We start from the raw sequence: 16,080 nt of genomic DNA on the forward strand, positions 1-16,080 counted from the left end.
CGAGTACGTGCCATGTTTCCCGAACGCTTCACCTTCTCCATCGCCGACTGGGTCAACGGTTGGGTCGATGCCCTGGTCACCAACTACGGCGACGTGTTCCGCCACATCTCTGACACCCTGCTGTGGGCCATCGTCAACCTGGAGAGCGTGCTGCGTGCGACGCCCTGGTGGCTGATGCTGGCCATCGTCGCCGGCATCGCCTGGCACGCCACGCGGCGCATCCTGCCGACCGTGGTGATCGTCGGGCTGCTGTTCCTGGTGGGTGCCGTGGGCCTGTGGGACAAGCTGATGCAGACCCTCGCGCTGATGATGGTCGCGACCATCATCTCGGTGCTGATCGGCATTCCGCTGGGCATCCTCGCCGCGCGCAGCGACCGCTTCCGGGCGATCCTGTTGCCGCTGCTGGACATCATGCAGACCATGCCCAGCTTCGTGTACCTGATCCCGGTGCTGATGCTGTTCGGCCTGGGCAAGGTGCCGGCGATCTTCGCCACGGTGATCTACGCCGCGCCGCCGCTGATCCGCCTCACCGACCTGGGCATCCGCCAGGTCGACCGCGAAGTGATGGAAGCCATCACCGCCTTCGGCGCCAACCGCCGCCAGCAACTGTTCGGCGTGCAGCTGCCGCTGGCGCTGCCGAGCATCATGGCCGGCATCAACCAGACCACCATGATGGCCCTGTCGATGGTGGTCATCGCCTCGATGATCGGCGCCCGTGGCCTGGGCGAGGACGTACTGGTGGGTATCCAGACCCTCAACGTCGGCAAGGGCCTGGAGGCGGGCCTCGCCATCGTCATCCTCGCCGTGGTCATCGACCGCATCACCCAGGCTTACGGCCGCTCGCGCCACCATGAGGCCAGCAAATGAGCAAGATCCAGGTCAAGAACGTCTACAAGATCTTCGGCGCCAAGGCCGATGCGGCCCTGGCGATGATCCGCCAGGGCAAGAGCAAGGCCGAGGTGCTCGCCGCCACCGACTGCGTGGTCGGGGTGAACGACCTGTCGCTGTCCATCGAGGCCGGGGAAATCTTCGTCATCATGGGCCTGTCCGGCTCCGGCAAGTCGACCCTGGTACGCCACTTCAACCGCCTGATCGACCCCACCAGCGGGCAGATCCTGGTCGACGGTGAGGACGTGCTCGGCTACGACGCGGCCGCGCTGGAAAACTTCCGCCGCCGCAAGATCAGCATGGTGTTCCAGAGCTTTGGCCTGCTGCCGCACAAGAGCGTGCTCGACAACGTCGCCTACGGCCTGAAGATCCGTGGCGAGAGCAAGGCGCTGTGCCAGGAGCGCGCGCTGCACTGGATCAACACCGTGGGCCTGAAGGGCTACGAGAAGTCCTACCCACACCAGCTCTCCGGCGGCATGCGCCAGCGCGTTGGCCTGGCCCGCGCCCTGGCGGCGGACACCGACATCATCCTCATGGACGAAGCCTTCAGCGCCCTCGACCCGCTGATCCGTGCGGACATGCAGGACCAGTTGCTGGAGCTGCAGAAGACCCTGCACAAGACCATTGTCTTCATCACCCACGACCTCGATGAAGCCGTGCGTATCGGCAACCGCATCGCCATCCTCAAGGACGGCCAATTGATCCAGGTCGGTGCGCCCACTGACATCCTGCACAAGCCTGCCGACGAGTACGTCGACCGCTTCGTCCAGCGCCGCGTCGCTGCGATCTAACGCCATTTATCGGCGGGGAAGGGGGCTTCCCCGCCTACAGGAGTTCCGCATGTCGTCCTCTTCCACCATCACTTTCGGCAACGGCCCGCTGCGCTGGCAGGACCTGGTCGCGGTGGCGCGCCAGGGCGCGCGCCTGCAACTGTCGCCGGCCGCTTGGGCGCGCATCGACAACGCCCGTGGCATCGTCGAGCGCATCGTCAGCCGGGGTGAGCGGGCCTATGGCATCAGCACCGGCCTGGGCGCGCTGTGCAACGTGGTACTGCAGGGCGAACAACTGGCGCAGCTGTCGCGCAACACGTTGCTCAGCCATGCCTGCGGCGTGGGCGAGCCGCTGAAGGACGAACAGACCCGCGCGATCATCGCCGCCGCCATCGCCAACTACAGCCACGGCAAATCCGGCCTGCACCGCCGCGTGGTGGAAGCGCTGCTGGCGCTGCTCAACCACGGCATCACCCCGCGCGTGCCGTCCCAGGGGTCTGTCGGTTATCTCACGCACATGGCCCACGTTGGCGTGGCGCTGCTGGGCATCGGCGAGGTGAGCTATCGCGGCGAGGTCGTTCCCGCTGCCCGCGCCCTGGCCGCCGAAGGCCTGGAACCGGTGCAACTGGGCGCCAAGGACGGGCTCTGCCTGGTCAACGGTACGCCGTGCATGACCGGCCTGAGCTGCCTGGCACTGGACGACGCGACCCGCCTGACGCAATGGGCCGACGTGATTGGCGCCATGAGCTTCGAGGCCCTGCGCGGGCAGATCGACGCCTTCGACGCCGAGATCATCGCGCTCAAGCCGCACCCGGGCATGCAGAAGGTCGGCGCCAACCTGCGCGCGCTGCTCGAAGGCAGCGAAGTCATCGCCAGCAGCAAGGGTATCCGCACCCAGGATGCGCTGAGCATCCGCTCCATGCCGCAGATCCACGGCGCTTGCCGCGATCAGCTGGAACACGCGGCGAAGCAGATCGAGACCGAACTGAATTCCGCCACCGACAACCCGTTGGTGCTGGGCACGCCGGACGACTACCGCGTGGTGTCCCAGGCCAATCCCCACGGCGAATCCGTGGCCATGGCCGCCGACCTGCTGGCCATTGCCGTGGCCGAGTTGGGCGGCGTGGCCGAGCGCCGCCTGGATCGCCTGATCAACCCGCTGGTCAGTGGCCTGCCGGCCTTCCTGGTCAGCCAGCCGGGCGTCAACTCGGGAATGATGATCGTGCAGTACGTCGCCGCCTCCCTGGCTGGTGAGAACCGCCAGCTGGCGCAACCGGCAGTGGTGGACAACTTCGTCACCTCCGGCCTGCAGGAAGACCACCTGAGCCTGGGCACCAGCGCGGCACTCAAGCTGGGCCGCGCCATCGACAACACCCGACGCATCTTCGCCATTGAATACCTGCTGGCCGGCCAGGCCTTCGAATTCCTCAAGCCGCAGCGCTTCGGCGCCGGCACCGACTGTGCCTGGAGCCTGTTGCGCGAACAGGTACCGGCCTACGACAGCGACCGCTGGCTGGCGCCGGACATCGACCGCGCCACCGCGCTGCTGGCTGACCCGGCGGCGCTGGATAGCGTTGGCGCGAGCATCGGGAGACTGCAATGAAACATCTCTGGCACCACTGCCACGCGGCAACCATGAAGGGCGGCCGCTACGCCATCATCGAAGACGCCGCGATCATCACCGAGGGTGAACGCATCAGCTGGATCGGCCCGCGCGCCGAACTACCCGAGCGCCCCGTGCAGAGCACCGACCTGGGCGGTGCGTGGGTCACGCCCGGCTTCATCGATTGCCACACGCACCTGGTGTTCGGTGGCGACCGCAGCGGCGAGTTCGAGCAGCGCCTGAACGGCGTCAGCTACGCCGAGATCGCGGCGGCTGGCGGCGGCATCGCCAGCACCGTGCGCGCCACCCGTGAGGCCAGCGAGAACGAACTGCTGGCCAGCGCCATCAAGCGTGCCCGTCCGTTGTTGGCTGACGGTGTGACCGTGCTGGAAGTGAAGTCTGGTTACGGCCTGGACCTGGACAGCGAACGCCGCATGCTGCGCGTCGCCCGCCGACTGGAGCAGGAGCTGCCGGTGACGGTACGCACCACTTGCCTCTCCGCCCACGCGCTGCCGCCGGAATACGCCGGGCGCGCCGACGAGTACATCGATCAGGTCTGCACCCACATTCTCCCGGCGCTGGCCGAGGAAGGGCTGGTGGACGCGGTGGACGCCTTCTGCGAACACTTGGCGTTCTCCCCCGTGCAGGTCGAACGGGTGTTCCAGGCTGCGAAGCGACTAGGCCTGCCGGTAAAACTGCATGCCGAGCAGCTGTCCTCGCTGCATGGCTCGAGCCTCGCAGCGCGTTACGGCGCGCTGTCCGCCGACCACCTGGAGTTCATGGACGAAAGCGACGCCATCGCCATGGCCGAGGCCGGCACCGTGGCCGTGCTGCTGCCGGGCGCCTTCTTCGTGCTTCGCGAAACCCAGTTGCCGCCGATGGATGCCCTGCGCAAACACGGCGTGAACATCGCCATCGCCAGCGACCTCAACCCCGGCACCTCGCCCGCGCTGTCCCTGCGCCTGATGCTGAACATGGCCTGCACCGCCTTCCGCCTGACCCCGGAAGAGGCGCTGGCCGGCGTCACCCTCAATGCTGCACGGGCGCTGGGCATGGCCGACAGCCACGGCAGCCTGGAAGCGGGCAAGGTCGCCGACTTCATCGCCTGGGACATCCAGCGCCCCGCCGAACTGGCCTACTGGCTCGGCGGCGACCTGCCCAAGCGCGTCATTCGTCATGGCGAAGAGCTGTGAAGCCACAAGATCAAAAGCCCCTCTCCCTAACCCTCTCCCGCAAGCGGGAGAGGGGACCGGTTCGGCAGAACTCGGAACTCTGGCGTCAGCCTGCAAGCGATGTCGCAGAGTGGCACGAGTGGCTCGCTTCAATCGGATGCCCCCTGTCCCTTCAGGGAGAGGGCTGGGGAGAGGGAAGCAGCAGCACGGATTTCCGGAAGGAAACGTTGCTCGCACGAACAGCGAATACATCTCGCCCGGTTTGGAGATAGCCCTATGGACAACGTTCTCAAATTCAAACGCGGCCGCGTGCCCCTGCTGATCAGCATGCCGCACCCCGGCATCCGCCTGACTCCGGCCGTGGAAGCCGGCCTGGTGGACGAGGCGCGCGAGCTGGCCGACACCGACTGGCACATCCCGCAGCTCTACGCCTTTGCCGAAGAACTGGGCGCCAGCACCCTGGCTGCCGGCTATTCGCGCTACGTCATCGACCTCAACCGCCCGGCCGACGACAAGCCGCTGTACAGCACTGCCACCACCGGCCTCTATCCGGACACCCTGTTCGACGGCCGCCCGCTGTTCAAGGAAGGGCAGGCGCCTTCCGCGGAAGAGCGTGCGCGTTACCTCAAGGAAGTCTGGACGCCGTATCACCAGACCCTGGCCGGCGAACTCGCACGGCTGAAGGCAGAATTCGGCTATGCGCTGCTGTGGGATGCCCACTCGATTGCCTCGGTCATCCCGCATCTGTTCGACGGCAAACTGCCCGACTTCAATATCGGCACCAACAGCGGCGCGAGCTGCGATGCGCAGCTGGCCGAGCGACTGGTCGCAGTGTGCGCCGAGGCTCCAGCCTATCGCCACATCCTCAACGGGCGCTTCAAGGGTGGCCATATCACCCGCCACTACGGCCAGCCGCAGGACAACGTGCACGCGGTGCAACTGGAACTCGCGCAGTGCAACTACATGGATGAGCAGGCGCCCTTCGGCTACCGCGAAGACCTTGCCGCGCCGACCGCCCAGGTACTTCGGCGCATGCTGGAAACCTTCATCGCCTGGGGCCGCGAGCGCTACGGCCGCTGAGTTTTACACAGCCTCCTGCCGCGCCGGGGCTTGTCGGCGCGGCGCCACCGGACCACGCATCCCGGCGGCGCTTCCCCGGTGTGGCAGGGGGCTGTCTTTTATTCTAAGCGGTGCTGCGCCAGTTGCCCGTCTGCATGCCGCACCAGCATCTCCAGCAGCAGCGCCTGGGTGTGCGGAGGCGTCTCATCGGCTCGGGTCAGGGCGTAGAGCGTGACCTTCACCGGAGGCGATAGCGGGCGCAGCTCGGTGAGTTGCTTGTCCGCGCCGAGTGCCGTGAAGGGGTCGACCAGCGCCAATCCTGTCCCCGCTTCCACCAGTGTGCGCGCCAGTGCGTAGGTCTGTACTGAAATGCGCACGCGTGGCGGCGGTTCGACGTTCGCCAAATGGCTTTCCAGGCGCGCCGACAGCGGATCGGAGGTGGACAGCCCGATCATCGGCTCACCGGCCAACTCGTCCAGCGTCAGCGCCTTGGCCAAACGGTCTTCCGGCCAGTGCGCGCGTGGTGCCAGGGCTACCAGCGGGCCGCTGGCGATGACCTGCGAGCGCAGGCCGGGGTGGTCGGTCTGCTGCAGGGTCAGGGCGAGGTCCAGCTCGCGCATCAGCAGGTTCTGGATCAGCTCGCGGGAATGCTGGGTCGCCAGTTCGCAGCTGCTCTGTGGATAACGGTCGGTCCATTCGCGGATCACCGACGGTAGCAGCGACAGCGCCAGGGCTGGCGTGGCGCCCACGCGCAGACGGTTCTCCGGCTGGCCGCGCAGGCTCTGCGCCAGGCGACGCACGCCCTGCAGGCTTTCCGTGACCTTGGCGACTTCGCGCTCCAGCTCCAGCGCCTCGGGGGTCGCCTGCAGTTTGCCGCGCACGCGCAGGAACAGCGGGAAGCCCAACTGCTGCTCGGCGTGCTGCAGCACCTTGGTTACCGCCGGCTGGGAGACGTGCAGCAATTGCGCGGCGCCGCTGACCGAGCCGGTCTCGCGGATGGCCTGGAACACTTCGATATGGCGCAGGCGCATGGCTTGCCTCCGTCAGCGGATTCGCCAAGGTATAACCCTGGTTTATGGGTTGTCCATGTTTATTCATTGTTCGCCGCCTGTCACCCGGCCCTAAGGTCGAGGCCTGGAATCGCTTGGCAGTGAGACGGCAATGGCACAGCGGGTTTGCATCATCGGCGCGGGCGTGGTCGGGCTGGCCACGGCCCATGCGCTGGTCCTCGAAGGATTCGACGTCACCGTGCTGGAAGCGCGGGATACGGCCGGGCTGGAAACCAGCTACGCCAACGGCGGCCAGCTGTCCTACCGCTACGTGGCGCCGCTGGCCGATGCCGGCGTACCGCAGCAGGCTCTGGGCTGGCTGCTGCGCGGCGACTCGCCGCTGCGCCTGCGCCCGCGCCTGGATCCGGCGCAGTGGCGCTGGCTGATGGAATTCACGGCGGCCTGTCGGCGCTCGGTGAACCAGGCCAATGCGAAACATTTGCTGCGCCTCGCGCTGTTCAGCCAGAGCACGCTGGCGCAGTGGCGAGAGGATGGGCTGGACGGCTTCGACTGGCGGCGCAACGGCAAGCTGGTGGCCTTCCGCGATGAAGGCAGCTTCCGCAGTGCGCGGCAGAACCTGTCCGATCCTTCTGTGCAATTCGTGCTCTCGGCGCAGCAGTGCCGCGAGCTGGACCCAGCGCTGGCGCGTGCGCCCTTCGTCGGTGGCATCCATACGCCGGACGAGGAGGTCGCCGACTGCTTCCTGTTCTGCCAGCGTCTCGCCGAGCAACTTCAGGCATCGGGACGTTGCCGGCTGGTGTTTGCCCGCCCGGCTTCCCGGCTGATGATTCGCAATGGCGTCGTGATCGGCGTGGAGGCGGGCGGCGAGACCTTCGAGGCCGATCACGTGGTCCTCGCTGCCGGCTACCGCAGCGCCGCGCTGCTGCCGGGCGGCCCGCGCCTGCCGCTCTATCCGCTGAAGGGCTACAGCCTGACCGCGCCGATCCGCGCCGAGGACCACGCGCTGGAGGTAAGCCTCACCGACTACGACCGCAAGGTGGTCTATGCGCGCATCGGCGAACGTCTGCGCATTGCTGCCATGGTCGATATCGTCGGCTTCGACCCGCGCCTGGAGCCCAAGCGGCTGGCGCTGATCCGGCAGCAGGCGGCGGATACGCTGCCGGACGCCTGCGACTACGGCGCCGCTATTGAATGGGCCGGCATGCGTCCGGCCACGCCCACCGGCGTACCTCTGGTGGGGGCCTGCGGGCCGCGCGGCCTGTGGCTGAATCTCGGCCACGGCGCGCTGGGCTTCACCCTCGCCTGTGGCAGTGCGCAACTGATTGCCGCACAGATCGCCGGGCGCCACCCGGATATCGACACGACCGGCCTGACGCCCGCGCGGCTGGCCGGCTGATTCCTTCGAATGGGGAGACTCACCATGCAACTCACACGCATCGCCACCAACGATCGCCTTTCCGGCGCTATGGTCTTCGGCTCGCTGGTGTTCCTCTCCGGGCAGGTACCTGGGCAGGCCACCGACATCCAGGGCCAGACCCGCGAGGTGCTGGCGAAGATCGACGCGCTGCTGGCCGAAGCCGGCACCGGGAAGGCGAACATCCTCAGCGCGACCATTTACCTCAAGGACATCGCCGCCGATTTCGAGGCCATGAACGGCGTCTGGTCTGCCTGGCTGCCGGAAGGCTGCGCACCGACCCGCACCACGGTGCAGGCGCTGCTGGCACGGCCGCAGGTGCTGGTGGAAATCACCGTGATTGCCGCGCGGCCCTGACCCCCAACCCGACTCACAACAACAAGAAGGATCGCACCCATGAAACGACTTGCTCTGGGAATGCTGGCGGCGTCCAGCCTGGTCTGCGCGCTGGCACAGGCCAACGAGGCACTGGACGGCACGCTGAAGAAAGTCGCCGAGCGCGGCACGATAACCCTGGGTTATCGCGACGCCTCGGTACCGTTCTCCTACCTGGGCGATAACAGCGGGCAGCCCATGGGTTACTCGGTGGACCTGGCCGGCAAGGTGGTCGAGCGCATCAGGCAGAAGCTCGGCAAGCCCGATCTCAAGGTGAAGTACAACCTGGTGACTTCGCAGACGCGCATTCCGCTGGTGCAGAACGGCACGGTGGACCTGGAGTGTGGCTCTACCGGCGTCACCGCCGAGCGCATGAAGCAGGTCGCCTTCTCCTACGGCTTCATCTACGTGAAAGGCCAGTTGCTGACCGCCAAGGACAGCGGCATCCAGGGCTTCGCCGACCTCAAGGGCAAGAACGTGGTGACCACCGCCGGCACCACCAACGAGCGCTACCTGAAGGCCTACAACGCCGAGCACAAACTGGGCATGAACGTGGTCAGCGCCAAGGATCATGGCGAAGCCTTCCTCATGCTGCAGTCGGGCCGCGCGGTAGCCTTCTACATGGATGACGCGCTGCTCTACGGCGAGAAGGCCAAGGCCCGCGATCCGCACCAGTGGGTGGTGGTGGGCGAGCCGCAATCGCGGGAAATCTACGCTTGCATGGTGCGCAAGGACGATCCGCAGTTCCTCGCCCTGGTCAACCAGACGCTGGCCGAGCTGTATTCCTCCGGCGAGATCAAGGGCATCTACCAGCGCTGGTTCGAGCAGCCGATCCCGCCGAAGAACCTCAACCTGGAATTCCCCATGACCGCCGAGCTGCAGGCGATCATCGCCAAGCCCACCAGCGAACCGGTGCAGTAATCCTAGCGCTGCAGGCCGAGGTGGCGGATCAGCGGTTGCGCCTCGGCCAGGCGCTCCCAGACATCGTCGAGCAATTCGGCGGGATAGTAGGAGGGCAGGCGCGGTAGCTCGCGGCGCGGCACCCAGGCGACTTCGCGGATATCGAACTCGTCGCCACCCAGGCCGCGCAGGTTGTCCAGGCTGACCCGGCCATCCCAGGCGTCGACGCGATAGAACAGCTCCATGTGGAAGCGCCCGGCCACTGGCTCGGCGAATTCGCGCACGTAGACCAGCGGGCCGACTTTCACGGCCAGCCCGGTTTCCTCCCGGCACTCGCGGCGCACGGTGTCGCGGGTGGACTCGTCCTTGTCCGACTCGAAGCCGCCGCCCGGTGGAATCCAGTACTCGTCGCCGGCGACGGCATGGCGCACCAGCAGGATTTCGTCGTTGCGTACCAGCAGCCCGGCGGCGCGGATACGGTGTTGCAGGGGGGAAGTCATTGCCAGTCGAGCCTCGCCAGTTTCCATTCGGCGCCGTCGCGCCACCATTCCAGTTTCACGGAATAATGCCCGGCGCTGTCGGGGATGAGGTTCTCGGCGCCGGTAAGGGCGACCTGAGCGTCGGTATGGCCGCGATTGGCGTAGGTCGGGTCGACCCGGCTCTCGCTGCTGAGCAGGATCACCTTGACCTGCTGGTGCCGCAGGAACATCAGCGTCATGGTGCGCCCGGCCCAGTCGCGGTCGAACTCGCCGTTGGCGCGGAAGTCGCCAGCCAACTGATCGATCACGGCCCCGCTATTCTTGGCTTCGAGGTTGTCCTGCAACTGCTTCACGGCGGCGTCCAGTTGCGCGCGCGGGTCGTCGCGATCGCAGCCGGCCAAGGCGAGCACCAGCAGCAAAAGAGAAAGAAACAACTTCCGTGGCATGGCTCACTAACTCCCTTATGGGTTTTTCGCTGGCCCGAGTATCATGCCCGACACCGTGGGGGCCGAAGACTTTCGATGGAAGTCGCGCTGCGGCAACGCGACTTTCTATAAGGTGGCGACAGGCCCTAGGATGGTTACTGGTCCGGGAGCGACCGTACGCACTGATCCAGGAGCGAGCCATGCAAACTTTGTATCCGGAAATCAAGCCTTACGCCCGCCATGAACTGGCCGTCGAAGAGCCGCACGTCATCTATGTGGACGAGAGCGGCACGCCCGACGGACTGCCGGTTCTGTTCATCCATGGTGGCCCGGGCTCCGGTTGCGATGCTATGTCGCGGCGCTTCTTCGATCCCAACATCTACCGCATCGTCACCTTCGACCAGCGCGGCTGTGGCCGCTCCACGCCCTATGCGAGCCTGGAGAACAACACCACCTGGCACCTGGTGCAGGACATCGAGCGCATCCGTGAGCACCTGGGCATCGACAAGTGGGTGCTGTTTGGCGGTTCCTGGGGCTCGACCCTCTCGCTGGCCTACGCCCAGACCCATCCCGAGCGCGTGCTGGCGCTGATCGTACGCGGCATCTTCCTCTGCCGCCCGCAGGAAATCCGCTGGTTCTACCAGGAGGGCGCGAGCCGCCTGTTCCCGGATTACTGGGAAGACTACCTGGCGCCGATTCCCGCCGACGAACATGACGACCTGTTGCATGCCTTCCATCGCCGCCTGACCGGCCCCGACCAGATCGCCCAGATGCACGCCGCGCGCGCCTGGTCCACCTGGGAAGGCCGGACCGCCACGCTGCGGCCGAACCCGGCGGTGGTGGATCGCTTCGCCGACCCGCACCGCTCGCTGTCCATCGCCCGCATCGAGAACCACTATTTCGTCAACGACGGCTTCCTCGAGCCGGACCAGCTGCTGCGCGACATGCACAAGATCGCCCACCTGCCGGGTGTGATCGTCCACGGCCGCTATGACGTGGTCTGCCCGCTCGACAACGCCTGGGCGCTGCACAAGGCCTGGCCCAACAGCGAACTGCAGATCGTCCGCGACGCCGGCCACGTGGCCGGCGAGCCGGGCATCACCGATGCGCTGATCCGCGCGACCAATGAAATCGGCCGCCGCCTGCTGAACCTGCCGCCGGAGGCTGAATGAAGGGTTTGATCCAGCGGGTGCGCGGCGCCCGCGTCGAGGTTGACGGCGAAATCGTCGGCGCTATCGACCATGGGCTGCTGGCTCTGGTAGGGGTGGAACCCCAGGACGACGAAGACTCGGTCAACCGTTTGTTGCACAAGCTGCTTAACTATCGAGTGTTTGGCGACGATGAAGGTAAAATGAACCTTTCATTGAGCGATGTCGGCGGCGGCCTGCTGCTGGTTTCGCAGTTCACCCTGGCCGCAGACACCCGTAAGGGCCTGCGACCGAGCTTTTCCAGCGCGGCGCCTCCTGCAAGGGGCGCCGCGTTGTTCGATCTACTCGTGGAACAGGCGCGAGAGCGTCATCCGCTGGTCGCCACTGGCCGTTTTGGCGCCAACATGCAGGTCCACCTGGTCAATGACGGGCCAGTGACCTTTCTACTGGAGGCTTGAACGCGCGGCAGCTTGTCATATCGCCGTGGGATGATGGTTAGGGCTTATGCATCTAGAACAATGCGCCTCCGGGAGCCGGAAGTACCCGTGGAAAAAATCGGGGAATCATTCAGTCTCACCGGGGTCGGAATTCAATCGCCGGCAATTTGGCATCGCCTTTGCTGGCTTTAATCGTTTTGTGTTCACGGACGAGGGGGACTCGTGATTTTCCGTTCCGTTCAACAACCGCTTTCGCGCCAAATCCTTCGCGGACTGGTCGGCTCCGCCCTGTTGGCGTTGAGCGCTACCCATGCCTGGGCCTTCAATCTCGACGACGTTGGCGAACAGGCCAAGGCGCTGGCTGCTGAGAAGTACAGCGCACCGACGAGCAACCTGCCATCGGAATTCAGCGAAATGAAATTCGCCGATTACCAGCAGATTCGCTTCCGTAACGAGAAGGCCTACTGGGCCGACGAGAAGACCCCCTTCAAGATCAGCTTCTATCACCAGGGCATGCACTTCGACACCCCGGTGAAGATCAATGAAGTCACGGCGACCGACGTCAAGGAGATCAAATACGATCCCTCCCGTTTCGACTTCGGTTCGCTGAAGTTCGACGCCAATGCGACCAAGGATCTGGGCTACGCCGGCTTCCGCCTGCTGTACCCGATCAACTCGCCGGACAAGCAGGACGAGATCGCCACCTTCCTGGGTGCGAGCTACTTCCGCATCATCGGCAAGGACCAGTGGTGGGGCCTCTCCGCCCGTGGCCTGGCGCTGGATACCGCGCTGCCGTCGGGTGAAGAGTTTCCGCGCTTCCGCGAGTTCTGGATCGAGAAGCCCAAGCCCAAGGACAAGCACCTGGTGATTTTCGCGCTGCTGGACTCGCCCCGCGCGACCGGTGCGTATCGCTTCACCATCCGCCCGGGCAACGACACCGTGGTCGACGTGAAGGCCCGCGTGTTCCTGCGCGACAAGGTGAGCAAACTGGGCCTGGCGCCGCTGACCAGCATGTTCCTGTTCGGCTCCAACCAGCCGTCGCCGGAGCACAACTTCCGTCCGGAGCTGCATGACTCCACCGGCCTGCAGATCCACGCTGGCAACGACGAGTGGATCTGGCGCCCGCTGAACAACCCGAAACACCTGTCCGTCAGCGCCTACAGCGTCGAGAACCCGAAAGGCTTCGGCCTGCTGCAGCGTGGCCGCGAGTTCTCCCGTTACGAGGACCTGGACGACCGTTACGACCTGCGCCCGTCCGCCTGGATCGAGCCGCAGGGCGACTGGGGCAAGGGTACCGTCGAGCTGGTGGAAATCCCGACCCCGGATGAGACCAACGACAATATCGTTGCCTTCTGGAACCCGGAGAAGCGCCCGGAAGCCGGCGAGCCGCTGGACTTCGCCTACCGCATGCGCTGGACCAAGGACGAGGAAGCCCTGCACGACGCGAAGAACGCCTGGGTCATGCAGACCCTGCGCTCGGTCGGCGACGTCAAGCAGAAGAACCTGATCCGTCAGCCCGATGGCAGCGTCGCGCTGGTTGTCGATTTCGTCGGCCCGACCCTGAAGGCACTGGCCGGTGATGCGCCGGTAAGCACTCAGGTGAGCACCGACGACAATGCCGAGGTGAAGGAAAACGCACTGCGCTACAACGCAGTGACCAAGGGCTGGCGTCTGACCCTGCGGATCAAGGTCAAGGATCCGAAGAAGCCGACGGAAATGCGCGCTGCGCTGGTAAACGGCGGCCAGACCATTTCCGAAACCTGGAGCTACCAGCTGCCTGCCGATGAATAACTCCACCGCTACCACCGCGCCGGTGGCCGACTATCTCGCGCACCTGCCCCTTTCGGCGCAGGAGCGTGAGCGGCTGGCCCAGGCCGGTTCCATCAGCGAGCTGCACGAGCAGCTCGCTGGCGATGTGCAGGGCGAAGACGCCGCGCTGGCTTCGGTCGGTGCACGTCTGCGCCATGGGTATGGCCAGGACCTCGACGACGCCCAGATGCTGGGCATGGACGACAACGGCCGCACCTACCTCAAGGCCGCGCCGCCAATCCAGCGCACCAAGGTGATCCCCGAACCCTGGCGGACCAACCCGATCATGCGCGGCTGGCGCCGCCTGACCGGGCGCAGCAACCCGGCCAAGCCCGCCCGCGACCTGCCCAAGGCCCGCTGGCAGCGGGTTGGCTCGCTGCGCCGGTTCATCCTGGTCCTGCTCATGCTCGGCCAGACCACCGTCGCCACCTACTACATGAAAGGCATCCTGCCCTACCAGGGCTGGGCCTTCGTCGACCTGGAAGAGATCAACCGCCAGACCTGGCTGCAGACCCTGGAGCAGGTGGTGCCCTACGCCATCCAGTTCGGCGTGCTGACGCTCTTCGCGATTCTCTTCTGCTGGGTGTCGGCGGGATTCTGGACGGCCCTGATGGGCTTCTGGGAGCTGCTCACCGGCCGCGACCGCTACCGCATTTCCGGCAGCAGCGCAGGCAGCGAGCCGATTGCCGCCGATGCGCGCACCGCCATCGTCATGCCGATCTGCAACGAAGATGTCCCGCGCGTCTTCGCCGGCCTGCGGGCTACCTACGAATCGGTGGCGGCCAGCGGCGAGCTGGATCGCTTCGACTTCTTCGTACTCAGCGACACCAACCAGCCCGATATCGCCATGGCCGAAGAAAAGGCCTGGATCGAGCTGTGCAAGGAAGCCCTGGGCTTCGGTCGCATCTTCTATCGCCGCCGTCGTCGCCGGGTGAAGCGCAAGAGCGGCAACATCGACGACTTCTGCCGTCGCTGGGGCGGCCAGTACAAGTACATGGTCGTCATGGACGCCGACAGCGTGATGAGTGGCGATTGCCTGACCAAGCTGGTGCGCCTGATGGAGGCCAACCCCGAGGCCGGCATCATCCAGACTGCGCCCAAGGCGTCGGGCATGGACACCCTCTATGCGCGCATGCAGCAGTTCGCCACCCGCGTGTACGGCCCGCTGTTCACCGCCGGCCTGCACTTCTGGCAACTGGGCGAATCCCACTACTGGGGCCATAACGCGATCATCCGGGTGAAACCCTTCATCGAGCACTGCGCCCTGGCGCCGCTGCCGGGCAAGGGCTCCTTCGCCGGTGCGATCCTCTCCCACGACTTCGTCGAGGCCGCGCTGATGCGCCGCGCCGGCTGGGGCGTGTGGATCGCCTACGATCTGGAAGGCAGCTACGAAGAATTGCCGCCCAACCTGCTGGACGAGCTCAAGCGCGACCGCCGCTGGTGCCACGGCAACCTGATGAACTTCCGCCTGTTCCTGGTCAAGGGCATGCACCCGGTGCACCGTGCGGTGTTCCTCACCGGCGTGATGTCCTACCTGTCGGCGCCGCTGTGGTTCTTCTTCCTGGTGCTGTCCACTGCGCTGCTGGCGGTGCACCAGTTGATGGAGCCGCAGTACTTCCTCGAGCCGCGCCAGCTGTTCCCGATCTGGCCGCAGTGGCACCCGGAAAAGGCCATCGCCCTGTTCTCCACCACCCTGACCCTACTGTTCCTGCCCAAGTTGCTCAGCGTCATGCTGATCTGGGCCAAGGGCGCCAAGGGCTACGGCGGTGTGGTCAAGGTGACCCTGAGCATGCTCCTGGAGATGTTCTTCTCCGTGCTGCTCGCGCCGGTGCGCATGCTCTTCCACACCCGCTTCGTGCTGGCCGCGTTCCTCGGCTGGGAAGCCCAGTGGAAGTCGCCGCAGCGTGATGACGACGACACCCCGTGGAGCGAGGCGATTCGTCGCCACGGCCTGCAGACCCTGCTGGGCCTGTGCTGGGCGCTGCTAGTGGCGTGGTTGAACCCGCGTTTCCTGTGGTGGCTGTCGCCCATCGTCGGCGCGCTGATGCTGTCCATCCCGGTCTCGGTGATCAGCAGCCGGGTCAAGCTGGGCCTGGCCTCGCGCGACGAGAAGCTGTTCCTCATCCCCGAGGAATACGACACCCCGCGCGAACTGCGTGCAACCGACGAGTACACCTACCAGAACCGCTGGCAGGCGCTGAAGGACGGTTTCGTCCGCTCCGCCGTGGACCCGGTACTGAACGCCCTGGCCTGCGCCATGGGTACTGCCCGCCACGGCCAGTCAGCCGCCATCGAATCGACCCGCGCTGCGCTGGTCGAGAAGGCGCTGGAAGCCGGCCCCGAGCAGCTCGACGGCAACCGCCGGCTGGCGCTGCTGAGCGATCCGGTGGCGCTGTCGCGCCTGCACCTGGCGCTCTGGCAGGGCGACAAGGAGCAGTGGATCGGTCCCTGGCGGCAATCGCTGCAAGCCGATGCCCATGCCCCGGCCGTGCCTCTGGCTCCGGTCGCGGAGCAGGGCGCCATGGCGCTGCCCGCCGCGCAATCCTGACCGCAGGTCGCCCCCGTCCCGCTCGGGACGGGGGCGACCTGCC

14 protein-coding genes and 1 pseudogene are annotated in these 16,080 nt (G+C 66.1%); 12 read left to right on the forward strand and 3 right to left on the reverse strand.

The features are described 5' to 3' along the window. Positions 1–12 precede the first annotated feature (12 nt). The 5 genes from A6723_RS01060 to hutG all read left to right on the forward strand — a co-directional run bounded on the left by A6723_RS01060 (position 13) and on the right by hutG (position 5,513). Positions 13–867, forward strand: coding sequence for a proline/glycine betaine ABC transporter permease (locus A6723_RS01060; RefSeq protein ID WP_038803328.1), 855 nt, complete (start codon positions 13–15; stop codon positions 865–867). Continuing rightward, entirely contained in the window at positions 864–1,679 is an 816-nt protein-coding gene (locus A6723_RS01065) for a glycine betaine/L-proline ABC transporter ATP-binding protein (protein WP_054910860.1), read from the forward strand. Before A6723_RS01060 ends, A6723_RS01065 begins: the two co-directional genes overlap by 4 nt. Positions 1,680–1,728: 49 nt before the next feature. Further along, positions 1,729–3,261, forward strand: coding sequence for a histidine ammonia-lyase (gene hutH / locus A6723_RS01070; RefSeq protein ID WP_054910859.1), 1,533 nt, complete (start codon positions 1,729–1,731; stop codon positions 3,259–3,261). Beyond that, complete coding sequence (gene hutI, locus A6723_RS01075; protein ID WP_054910858.1) at positions 3,258–4,454, forward strand: imidazolonepropionase; 1,197 nt, start codon at positions 3,258–3,260, stop codon at positions 4,452–4,454. Before hutH ends, hutI begins: the two co-directional genes overlap by 4 nt. Before the next feature lie 255 nt (positions 4,455–4,709). Then, the gene (gene hutG, locus A6723_RS01080) at positions 4,710–5,513 is read left to right on the forward strand and encodes an N-formylglutamate deformylase (protein ID WP_054910857.1); all 804 of its coding nucleotides are present in this window, start codon (positions 4,710–4,712) and stop codon (positions 5,511–5,513) included. A 98-nt stretch (positions 5,514–5,611) separates the two neighbouring features. Here the strand turns inward: hutG and A6723_RS01085 are convergent. Further along, positions 5,612–6,590: pseudogene (locus tag A6723_RS01085) on the reverse strand (LysR family transcriptional regulator). 63 nt (positions 6,591–6,653) lie between these two features. On the opposite strand from A6723_RS01085, the gene A6723_RS01090 reads away from it, so the two are divergent. Genes A6723_RS01090 through A6723_RS01100 form a run of 3 tightly spaced genes read left to right on the forward strand, consistent with a single transcriptional unit; the run spans position 6,654 to position 9,212 of the window. Then, entirely contained in the window at positions 6,654–7,898 is a 1,245-nt protein-coding gene (locus A6723_RS01090; protein WP_054910855.1) for a D-amino acid dehydrogenase, read from the forward strand. 24 nt (positions 7,899–7,922) lie between these two features. Then, the gene (locus A6723_RS01095; RefSeq protein ID WP_054910854.1) at positions 7,923–8,273 is read left to right on the forward strand and encodes a RidA family protein; all 351 of its coding nucleotides are present in this window, start codon (positions 7,923–7,925) and stop codon (positions 8,271–8,273) included. A gap of 39 nt (positions 8,274–8,312) precedes the next feature. After that, positions 8,313–9,212 carry a transporter substrate-binding domain-containing protein gene (locus A6723_RS01100; RefSeq protein ID WP_054910853.1) on the forward strand — a complete coding sequence of 300 codons (900 nt, stop codon included), beginning with the start codon at positions 8,313–8,315 and terminating at the stop codon, positions 9,210–9,212. A gap of 2 nt (positions 9,213–9,214) precedes the next feature. Here the strand turns inward: A6723_RS01100 and A6723_RS01105 are convergent, their stop codons facing one another. Beyond that, a complete protein-coding gene (locus tag A6723_RS01105) occupies positions 9,215–9,691 on the reverse strand; it encodes an NUDIX hydrolase (protein WP_054910852.1) in 477 nt (158 codons plus the stop codon). Then, the gene (locus A6723_RS01110) at positions 9,688–10,116 is read right to left on the reverse strand and encodes a hypothetical protein (protein ID WP_054910851.1); all 429 of its coding nucleotides are present in this window, start codon (positions 10,114–10,116) and stop codon (positions 9,688–9,690) included. The genes A6723_RS01105 and A6723_RS01110 overlap by 4 nt, the downstream gene beginning before the upstream one ends. Before the next feature lie 179 nt (positions 10,117–10,295). On the opposite strand from A6723_RS01110, the gene pip reads away from it, so the two are divergent. The 4 genes from pip to mdoH all read left to right on the forward strand — a co-directional run bounded on the left by pip (position 10,296) and on the right by mdoH (position 16,037). Next, positions 10,296–11,267, forward strand: coding sequence for a prolyl aminopeptidase (pip, locus tag A6723_RS01115; protein WP_054910850.1), 972 nt, complete (start codon positions 10,296–10,298; stop codon positions 11,265–11,267). Further along, entirely contained in the window at positions 11,264–11,701 is a 438-nt protein-coding gene (gene dtd, locus A6723_RS01120) for a D-aminoacyl-tRNA deacylase (RefSeq protein WP_024764182.1), read from the forward strand. The genes pip and dtd overlap by 4 nt, the downstream gene beginning before the upstream one ends. A 201-nt stretch (positions 11,702–11,902) precedes the next feature. Beyond that, complete coding sequence (locus A6723_RS01125; RefSeq protein WP_082450897.1) at positions 11,903–13,471, forward strand: glucan biosynthesis protein G; 1,569 nt, start codon at positions 11,903–11,905, stop codon at positions 13,469–13,471. Continuing rightward, positions 13,464–16,037 carry a glucans biosynthesis glucosyltransferase MdoH gene (gene mdoH / locus A6723_RS01130; protein ID WP_054910849.1) on the forward strand — a complete coding sequence of 858 codons (2,574 nt, stop codon included), beginning with the start codon at positions 13,464–13,466 and terminating at the stop codon, positions 16,035–16,037. The genes A6723_RS01125 and mdoH overlap by 8 nt, the downstream gene beginning before the upstream one ends. Positions 16,038–16,080 lie beyond the last annotated feature (43 nt).

This window comes from Pseudomonas sp. AU11447 (assembly GCF_001672555.2).
GTDB lineage: Bacteria > Pseudomonadota > Gammaproteobacteria > Pseudomonadales > Pseudomonadaceae > Pseudomonas > Pseudomonas nitroreducens.

Excerpts from the sequence above, each read along its gene's own strand:
- A6723_RS01105 (WP_054910852.1), bottom strand. The coding sequence starts at position 9,691 with ATGACTTCCCCCCTGCAACACCGTATCCGCGCCGCCGGGCTGCTGGTA.
- A6723_RS01100 (WP_054910853.1), top strand. The coding sequence starts at position 8,313 with ATGAAACGACTTGCTCTGGGAATGCTGGCGGCGTCCAGCCTGGTCTGC.
- A6723_RS01060 (WP_038803328.1), top strand. The coding sequence starts at position 13 with ATGTTTCCCGAACGCTTCACCTTCTCCATCGCCGACTGGGTCAACGGT.
- A6723_RS01090 (WP_054910855.1), top strand. The coding sequence starts at position 6,654 with ATGGCACAGCGGGTTTGCATCATCGGCGCGGGCGTGGTCGGGCTGGCC.
- hutG (WP_054910857.1), top strand. The coding sequence starts at position 4,710 with ATGGACAACGTTCTCAAATTCAAACGCGGCCGCGTGCCCCTGCTGATC.
- A6723_RS01095 (WP_054910854.1), top strand. The coding sequence starts at position 7,923 with ATGCAACTCACACGCATCGCCACCAACGATCGCCTTTCCGGCGCTATG.
- pip (WP_054910850.1), top strand. The coding sequence starts at position 10,296 with ATGCAAACTTTGTATCCGGAAATCAAGCCTTACGCCCGCCATGAACTG.
- hutH (WP_054910859.1), top strand. The coding sequence starts at position 1,729 with ATGTCGTCCTCTTCCACCATCACTTTCGGCAACGGCCCGCTGCGCTGG.
- dtd (WP_024764182.1), top strand. The coding sequence starts at position 11,264 with ATGAAGGGTTTGATCCAGCGGGTGCGCGGCGCCCGCGTCGAGGTTGAC.
- A6723_RS01065 (WP_054910860.1), top strand. The coding sequence starts at position 864 with ATGAGCAAGATCCAGGTCAAGAACGTCTACAAGATCTTCGGCGCCAAG.
- mdoH (WP_054910849.1), top strand. The coding sequence starts at position 13,464 with ATGAATAACTCCACCGCTACCACCGCGCCGGTGGCCGACTATCTCGCG.
- A6723_RS01110 (WP_054910851.1), bottom strand. The coding sequence starts at position 10,116 with ATGCCACGGAAGTTGTTTCTTTCTCTTTTGCTGCTGGTGCTCGCCTTG.
- hutI (WP_054910858.1), top strand. The coding sequence starts at position 3,258 with ATGAAACATCTCTGGCACCACTGCCACGCGGCAACCATGAAGGGCGGC.